This is a genomic window from Kitasatospora sp. NPDC047058 (assembly GCF_040643935.1).
Taxonomy (GTDB): Bacteria; Actinomycetota; Actinomycetes; order Streptomycetales; family Streptomycetaceae; genus Kitasatospora.
Map to the genome: position 1 here is coordinate 1 of NZ_JBEYVJ010000820.1, position 1,635 is coordinate 1,635.

Consider the following 1,635-nt stretch of genomic DNA (forward strand, 5'->3'; position numbering starts at 1 on the left):
GCACACGGCGCCGGCCGCCGCCGGGGACGGACGGCCGCGTACGGGGGCGGCCGGCCGGGGCCGAGTGTGCCCCGCAATGACCGGTCGTGATCGACTTCCGATCGGCTGTGACGGATGCGGTGCGAAGTGGCGAGCGTTTCCGACGTACAGTGCTCGCTGACTTTCGGAGGGGAGAACCGTGGACCTGGACCACCAGGGGAGTGGCTACACCGGAGCCGGCGCAGGCCCGCAGGCGGTGGCGGTGCCGCCGCCGCCCGCAGCGCCGCCGCTGCCCCCGGCCCCGCCACTGCCCGTGACGCCGCCCGTGACCGGCGCGGCCGCGCCCGGGTCGGCGCTGTCCGGGCTGCTCGGGCGGCGCGGCCTGCTGAAGGCCGGGCTCGGGCTCGGCGGGCTCACCGCCGTCGGCATCGGTACGGCGGTCGCCCTGGGCGGCAACGCGCCGGACCCGGCCGGCCCGGCCGGCCCCGGAGCGTCCACCGCACCGCCCTCGCCCACCCCCTCCGGCACGCCGTCGGCCAGCGCCTCGGCCGCCGTCGTCCCCTCGCTGCGCAACGAGGAGCAGCACTCGGCGGCCCGCGGCGGCATCGCCGTCAAGATGATCACGATCATCCCGGAGGGCGTCGCCCGCCCGGCCGACCTTCCGGTCTGCGTCGCCCTGCACGGCCGCAGCGCCACCTCCCAGGCCTGGACCGACCTCGGGCTGCCGCAGATCCTGGTCGCCGCCATCGCGGCCGGCGTCCCCCCGTTCGCGGTGGTCGCCGTCGACGGCGGCGACGCGACGTACTGGCGGCGCACCGCGTCCGGTGACGACCCGCAGAAGATGCTGCTGGACGAACTGCCCGGCTGGCTCGCCAAGCAGGGGCTGCGCCCGCCCGACGCCGCGATGGGCATCTCGATGGGCGGCTTCGGCTCGCTCCGCTACGCCCGCAACCGCGGTGCGGCCTTCGGCCCGGTGGCCGCCCTCAGCCCGGCCCTGTTCCGCAGCTGGGCGGACGCCAAGGCGGTCGGCGTCTTCAAGGACGAGGCCGACTGGCGCGAACACGAGCCGCTGCTCCACCAGGACCAGCCGCACGGCCGCCCGATCGGCGTCTGGTGCGGCACCGAGGACCAGTTCTGCGACGCCGCCCGCAAGCTGGCCGGTGAGACCGTCCAGGCCCGCTTCACCCCGGGCGCGCACGACGCCGCGTACTGGAAGAAGGTCCTGCCGGACGCGGTCTCCTTCCTCGGCCACGCCCTGGCCAACCGCGGCACCGGCTGACCCTGGCCCCCGGTGGCGCACCCGGGCCGCCCCGGGGGCGTCCGCTGCGGTGGAGGAACACCACCGGGTGGTGGAGGATCGTGACCGACGGCCCGCCCGTCGTGACCGACCCTCCGGCCCCCGACCGTACGGTGGTGGATCCGCGCCATGAGCAACCTCGACCTCAAGCCCGCACCCACCCGCTGCGGCGGCGAGGCCGGCACCGGCCCGGTCCACGAGCTGCTGACCACCCGTCAGGTCCGGCTCGGCGAGAGCACGGTGGTCCGCCGGCTGTTGCCGAACCTGGGGCGTCGGATGGTGGGGGCGTGGTGTTTCGTGGACCACTACGGTCCGGACGACATCGCGGACGAGCCGGGCATGCAGGTCCCGCCGCATCC

The 1,635-nt window shown here is 76.3% G+C and carries 1 protein-coding gene and 1 pseudogene; both read left to right on the forward strand.

What is annotated here, in order from left to right:
* Positions 1 to 178 precede the first annotated feature (178 nt).
* Positions 179 to 1,258 carry an alpha/beta hydrolase-fold protein gene (locus ABZ885_RS40800; RefSeq protein WP_360200221.1) on the forward strand — a complete coding sequence of 360 codons (1,080 nt, stop codon included), beginning with the start codon at positions 179 to 181 and terminating at the stop codon, positions 1,256 to 1,258.
* A 147-nt stretch (positions 1,259 to 1,405) separates the two neighbouring features.
* Positions 1,406 to 1,635 (forward strand): annotated as a pseudogene (locus ABZ885_RS40805) (pirin family protein); the annotation flags it as partial.